The 5089-nt window shown below is 65.0% G+C and carries 7 protein-coding genes and 1 pseudogene; 5 read left to right on the top strand and 3 right to left on the bottom strand.

Annotation, left to right across the window (positions count from 1 at the left end; all coding sequences use genetic code 11):
* The 4 genes and pseudogenes from WCE35_RS06275 to WCE35_RS06260 all read left to right on the top strand — a co-directional run.
* Positions 1–297: pseudogene (locus tag WCE35_RS06275) on the top strand (heme transporter HemC); the annotation flags it as partial.
* A gap of 3 nt (positions 298–300) precedes the next feature.
* A complete protein-coding gene (gene ccmD / locus WCE35_RS06270) occupies positions 301–480 on the top strand; it encodes a heme exporter protein CcmD (RefSeq protein WP_424592480.1) in 180 nt (59 codons plus the stop codon).
* On the top strand, positions 477–1064 hold the full coding sequence (locus WCE35_RS06265) for a DsbE family thiol:disulfide interchange protein (RefSeq protein WP_424592479.1): 588 nt from the start codon (positions 477–479) through the stop codon (positions 1062–1064). The genes ccmD and WCE35_RS06265 overlap by 4 nt, the downstream gene beginning before the upstream one ends.
* A 244-nt stretch (positions 1065–1308) precedes the next feature.
* Positions 1309–1671 carry a ComEA family DNA-binding protein gene (locus tag WCE35_RS06260; protein ID WP_424592478.1) on the top strand — a complete coding sequence of 121 codons (363 nt, stop codon included), beginning with the start codon at positions 1309–1311 and terminating at the stop codon, positions 1669–1671.
* Between the two features lie 179 nt (positions 1672–1850).
* Here the strand turns inward: WCE35_RS06260 and WCE35_RS06255 are convergent, their stop codons facing one another.
* Both WCE35_RS06255 and ftsY read right to left on the bottom strand, forming a co-directional pair.
* Positions 1851–2453 carry a septation protein A gene (locus WCE35_RS06255; protein WP_424592477.1) on the bottom strand — a complete coding sequence of 201 codons (603 nt, stop codon included), beginning with the start codon at positions 2451–2453 and terminating at the stop codon, positions 1851–1853.
* Between the two features lies 1 nt (position 2454).
* A complete protein-coding gene (gene ftsY / locus WCE35_RS06250) occupies positions 2455–3402 on the bottom strand; it encodes a signal recognition particle-docking protein FtsY (RefSeq protein ID WP_424592476.1) in 948 nt (315 codons plus the stop codon).
* 28 nt (positions 3403–3430) lie between these two features.
* On the opposite strand from ftsY, the gene WCE35_RS06245 reads away from it, so the two are divergent.
* The gene (locus WCE35_RS06245) at positions 3431–4153 is read left to right on the top strand and encodes an RluA family pseudouridine synthase (RefSeq protein WP_424592475.1); all 723 of its coding nucleotides are present in this window, start codon (positions 3431–3433) and stop codon (positions 4151–4153) included.
* Between the two features lie 110 nt (positions 4154–4263).
* On the opposite strand, the gene WCE35_RS06240 is transcribed toward WCE35_RS06245, so the two are convergent.
* Positions 4264–5089 (bottom strand): MiaB/RimO family radical SAM methylthiotransferase (locus WCE35_RS06240; protein WP_424592474.1); only part of this gene is annotated, 826 nt, incomplete at its 5' end.

The raw sequence follows: 5089 nt of genomic DNA, 5'->3' as shown, positions 1-5089 counted from the left end.
GTGGAAGACCCCTCGCGCGCGGCGCGCGCCGCGGCGATCCTGACGCTGGTCGGCGCGATCAATCTGCCAATCATCAAATTCTCGGTCGACTGGTGGAACACGCTGCATCAGCCGGCCTCGGTGATGCGGATGGGCGGACCCTCGCTCGACCGCGCCTTCCTGATTCCGCTGTTGGTGATGGCGGTCGGATTTTCACTGCTGTTCCTCACGCTGCATCTGGCGGCGATGCGCAACGAGATCCTGCGCCGCCGCGTCCGCGCCTTGCAGATGCTGCAAGCCAGTAAGCAGGCGGCCTAAGCGATGTCGCTCGGTCCCTACGCCTCCTTCGTCGTGACATCCTACGCGCTGGTAACGACGGTGGTGCTGGTCCTGATCGTCTGGATCGCGATCGACTATCGCCGCCAGAAAGCGCGCCTGCGCGAACTCGAAGCCGGCGGCGTGGTCAGGCGCTCCGGGCGCGCCGCGGCGGACATCCGATGACCGGGCCCGCACCGACCGACGCACCGCCGCGAAGCCGGCGCTGGCTGGTGACGCTGCCGCTGATCGGCTTCCTGGCGCTGGCCGGACTGTTCCTGCTGCGGCTGTACGGCGGCGATCCCTCCAAAATTCCCTCCGCCCTGATCGGGCGTCCGGCGCCGCAAACCGCGCTGCCGGCACTGGAAGGCCTGCTTGCGAACGGCGCCCAGGTGCCCGGGCTCGATCCCTCCACGTTCAACGGCAAGGTCAGCATCGTCAATGTCTGGGCGTCCTGGTGCGTGCCCTGCCATGACGAGGCTCCGCTATTGACCCAGCTCGGCGAAGACAAGCGGCTGCAGATGGTTGGCATCAACTACAAGGACGCGCCGGACAATGCCCGCCGCTTCCTCGGCCGCTATGGCAATCCGTTCGGCGTGGTCGGCGTCGATGGCAACGGCCGTGCCTCGATCGAATGGGGGGTTTACGGCGTGCCCGAGACATTCGTGGTCGGGCGCGAGGGCACCATTGTCTACAAGATGGTCGGGCCGGTGACGCCTGACAACATCGACAGCGTGCTCAAGGCCGAGATCGAGAAGGCGCTGAAGTGACGACGGGGTCGTCATTCCGGGGCGCGACGCAGTCGCGAGCTATGATGTGCAATTGCACATCAGAGAATCCATGACCACGATCGGGAGTATGGATTCCGTGCCTGCGCCAAGAGGCACATCCCGGAATGAGAGACAAATAATTTTTCGCTTTTATCTGCGGTTCATTTCGCGGCCATTTCGCCGCCACGAATTCAAAGCTAGCTCACGCCCGTTACTTGAACCGTCCTTGGAGGGACAAAACGCTATGCGTCATTTCACGCTCGCTTCGCTTCTCACCACCGCGCTCGCCCTGGGCTTGTTGACGTCATCCCCGTCGATGGCGCAGACCGCGCAGCCCGCCACCAAATCCGACAGCAAGATGGCCCCCGCTCCGAAAGCGGCCACCGAGTCGAAGATGGCGCCCGCTCCGAAAGCGGACCTGCTCGACATCAACTCCGCCAGCGCCGACCAGCTGGACGCGCTGCCGGGAATCGGCAAGGCCTATTCGGCGGCGATCATCAAGGGCCGTCCCTACAAGGGCAAGGACGAACTGGTGCAGAAGAAGATCCTGCCCGAGAAAACCTATGACGGGATCAAGGACAAGATCGTCGCCAAGCAGAAGAGCTGAGGCGATATCGACCTCTCCCGCTTGCGGGGGAGGTCGACGCGCTCGTCAGAGCGCGGCGGGTGGGGGAAGCGGACTATCCGCTTAACACCGGAATATGCGGAGACACCCCCACCCCAGCCCTCCCCCGCAAGCGGGAGAGGGGAGCGCGCGACCGACGACGCGACTGTGTTGCGTTTACCTCACCCCTTGCGCACATCCCCTGCATCGGCCTCGCTCGCTTCCAGCGACACCGGCGCCAGATGATAGCGCCTGGTCAGCGGCATCTGGGCGATCGCGAACATCATCGTCAGCGGGATCGCGCCGAACGCCTTGAACCCGACCCAGAAATCGGTGCTCTGGGTGCGCCAGATGACTTCGTTCAGGACCGCCATCGCGCAGAAGAACAGCGCCCAGCGCAGGGTCAGGATGCGCCAGCCCTGCGGCGTCAGGTTGAACATCTGGTCGAACATGATGGCGATGAAGGAGCGGCCGAACAGCAGGCCGCCGCCGAGGATCGCGGCAAACAGGGCGTAGATGATGGTCGGCTTGACCTTGATGAAGGTCTCGTCGTGCAGCACCAGCGTCAGCGTGCCGAACACCAGAACGATGATTCCGGTGACGATCGCCATCACGGGTACGTGCCGTGTCACAACATAGGAGGCGATCATCGCCGCGACGATCGCCGCCATGAACGCTCCCGTCGCCACGAACAGGTGATATTTGGCGTTGGCGGCAAAGAACACGATCAGCGGACCGAGCTCGGTCGCAAGCTTGAACAGCGGATGCGGCTGGGCCTTGTTCATTTCAGCTCTCAATTCCCGCGATCGCCTGCGCGAAATCGCGCGCGGTGAACGCCGCCAGATCGTCGACGCCTTCGCCGACGCCGATAAAATGCACCGGCAGCCCATGCTTCTCCGCCAGCGCCACCAGGATGCCGCCGCGCGCGGTGCCGTCGAGTTTGGTCATGACCAGACCTGTAACCCCCGCGGTACGATGAAATGCCTCGACCTGCGACAGCGCATTCTGTCCCACCGTGGCATCCAGCACCAGCAGCACCGCATGCGGCGCCGACGCATCGACTTTCTTGATGACGCGGACGACCTTTTCCAGCTCGTTCATCAGCTCGGCCTTGTTCTGCAGCCGGCCCGCGGTGTCGATCAGCAGCACATCGAGCTTTTGTTCCCTGGCCGCACTGAGCGCATTGAAGGCAAGGCTCGCGGAATCCGAGCCCTGGGCGCCTGATATCACCGGCGATCCGGTGCGCTCGCCCCAGACCTTCAATTGCTCGATCGCCGCCGCGCGAAACGTGTCGCCGGCGGCCAGCATCACCCTGCGCCCCTCGGCGGAAAGTTTCGCCGCGAGCTTGCCGATGGTGGTGGTCTTGCCGGAGCCGTTGACGCCGACCACGAGAATGACGAACGGCTTTTGCACCGCATCGATCACCAGCGGCTTTGCCACCGGCGACAGCACCTTTTCCACCTCCGCCGCGACCACAGCCTTGACGTCATCGGCCGAGATCGCCTTGTCGTAGCGCCCGGCGCCGACCGCCTCCGCGATGCGCGCCGCCACCCCGGCACCGAGATCGGCGCGCAGCAGCACGTCCTCGATATCGTCGAGCATGGCGCGGTCGAGCTTGCGCCGGGTGACAAGATCGGCGACCGCGATGCCAAGCGAATTCGAGGTTCGCCTCAGCCCGCCGGACAGCCGCCGCCACCAGTTCAGTTTGGGGGTTCCCGCAATGGTATCGTTCATGGCGCGGCTGTGTTAGCGGTTTCGCGCCATGAGCGAAAGTCTCGAACGGCCGGTCGATGTCGCCGAATTGACCGCCGAGGAAATCCAGGCGCGCATTCTCCACCGCGACGGGCTGATGCTGGTGATCGACAAGCCGGCGGGCCTGCCGGTGCATCGCGGCCCGAAGGGCGGCGCCAATCTGGAGGCCTCCTTCGACGCGTTGCGATTCGGCCTGCCACGCCCGCCGGTTCTGGCGCACCGGCTCGACAAGGATACGTCCGGCTGCCTCGTGCTGGGGCGCCATCGCAAGGCCACCGCCTCGCTCGGCCTGTTGTTCAAGCATGGCCGGATTTCCAAGACCTATTGGGCGGTGGTGGAGGGCGGCCCGGCCGCGGACGAGGGTACCATCGACCTGCCGCTCGGCCGGCTGAACGCCGAGCGCGGCTGGTGGCAGAAGCCGGACCCGGAGGGTCAGAAGGCGGTGACGAACTGGAAGGTACTGGGACGCGGCGACGGACTTAGCTGGCTTGCGCTCGAGCCGGTCACCGGCCGCACCCATCAATTGCGCGTGCACTCGGCAGCACAGGGCTGGCCGATCGTCGGCGACAACATCTATGGCACCGGCCCGCGCTTCGGCGAGCCGCGCCTGCATCTGCATTCCCGCGAGATCGTGATTCCGATTTCAAGGAACAGGGAGCCGGTGCGCGTCACCGCGCCGGCGCCGCCGCACATGCATGAGCGGCTCGGGGCGTGCGGGTGGAATGGGAATTGAGCCGTCATTGCGAGCGCAGCGACGCAATCCAGAGGGCCGCGACAAAAAATCTGGAATCTTCGTCGCAAGCGCTCCTCGCAATGACGGCCGAGGCGAACGCGCCGCGCACCTCAAACGATCAACCGCGCACCATCATTGCCGGTAATCACCAGCGCCCGAACCGCCCCAGGCACCTCACCGCTGATCGCCACCGGCAAAAAATGTTCGGTGCGGCCCTGCTTGCCGCTCTCGATCAGAACCTGCCGGTTCGCACCGATCTCCGACGCCAACCGCTTCCGCAACGCCACCTCGCCCGCCGCCCGCAATCGCTTTGCCCTCTCCTTGATCGCTTCGCCCGCCACCTGCGGCATTCGCGCCGCCGGCGTGCCTGGACGTTTCGAGTAGGGAAACACGTGCAGGAAACTGAGGCCGCATTCCTCCACGAGATCCTGCGAGCGCTTGAACATCTCCTCGGTCTCGGTCGGAAAGCCCGCGATAATGTCGGCGCCGAGCGCGATGTCCGGCCGCAGCCGCCGCACCTGCGCGCAGAACGCAATGGCGTCGTTGCGGGAATGCCGGCGCCTCATCCGCTTCAGGATCAAATCGTCGCCGGATTGCAGCGACAGATGCAGATGCGGCATCAGCCGTTCATCATCCGCGATCGCGTCGAGCAAGTCGCGGTCAGCCTCGATGGAGTCGATCGATGAAATCCGCAGGCGTTTCAATTCCGGCACGTGCCGCAAAATCTGTTTGGTCAGCGTGCCGAGCTTTGGCGTGCCCGGCAAATCGGCGCCATAGCTGGTGAGATCGACGCCGGTCAGCACGATCTCGGCATGGCCGCGTTCGACCAGCGCGCGGGCCTGGCTGACCACCGCGCCCATCGGCACCGAGCGCGAATTGCCGCGGCCGAACGGAATGATGCAGAAGGTGCAGCGGTGATCGCAGCCGTTCTGCACC

The sequence above is a fragment of the Bradyrhizobium sp. genome, assembly GCF_049691595.1.
Classification (GTDB): domain Bacteria; phylum Pseudomonadota; class Alphaproteobacteria; order Rhizobiales; family Xanthobacteraceae; genus Bradyrhizobium.
The sequence above is the reverse complement of the archived record's forward strand: the minus strand, read 5'-3'. Positions and strand labels throughout refer to the sequence as shown.

Coding starts and splice junctions, on each gene's coding strand:
- ccmD (WP_424592480.1), top strand. CDS start 301: ATGTCGCTCGGTCCCTACGCCTCCTTCGTCGTGACATCCTACGCGCTG.
- WCE35_RS06265 (WP_424592479.1), top strand. CDS start 477: ATGACCGGGCCCGCACCGACCGACGCACCGCCGCGAAGCCGGCGCTGG.
- WCE35_RS06260 (WP_424592478.1), top strand. CDS start 1,309: ATGCGTCATTTCACGCTCGCTTCGCTTCTCACCACCGCGCTCGCCCTG.
- WCE35_RS06255 (WP_424592477.1), bottom strand. CDS start 2,453: ATGAACAAGGCCCAGCCGCATCCGCTGTTCAAGCTTGCGACCGAGCTC.
- ftsY (WP_424592476.1), bottom strand. CDS start 3,402: ATGAACGATACCATTGCGGGAACCCCCAAACTGAACTGGTGGCGGCGG.
- WCE35_RS06245 (WP_424592475.1), top strand. CDS start 3,431: ATGAGCGAAAGTCTCGAACGGCCGGTCGATGTCGCCGAATTGACCGCC.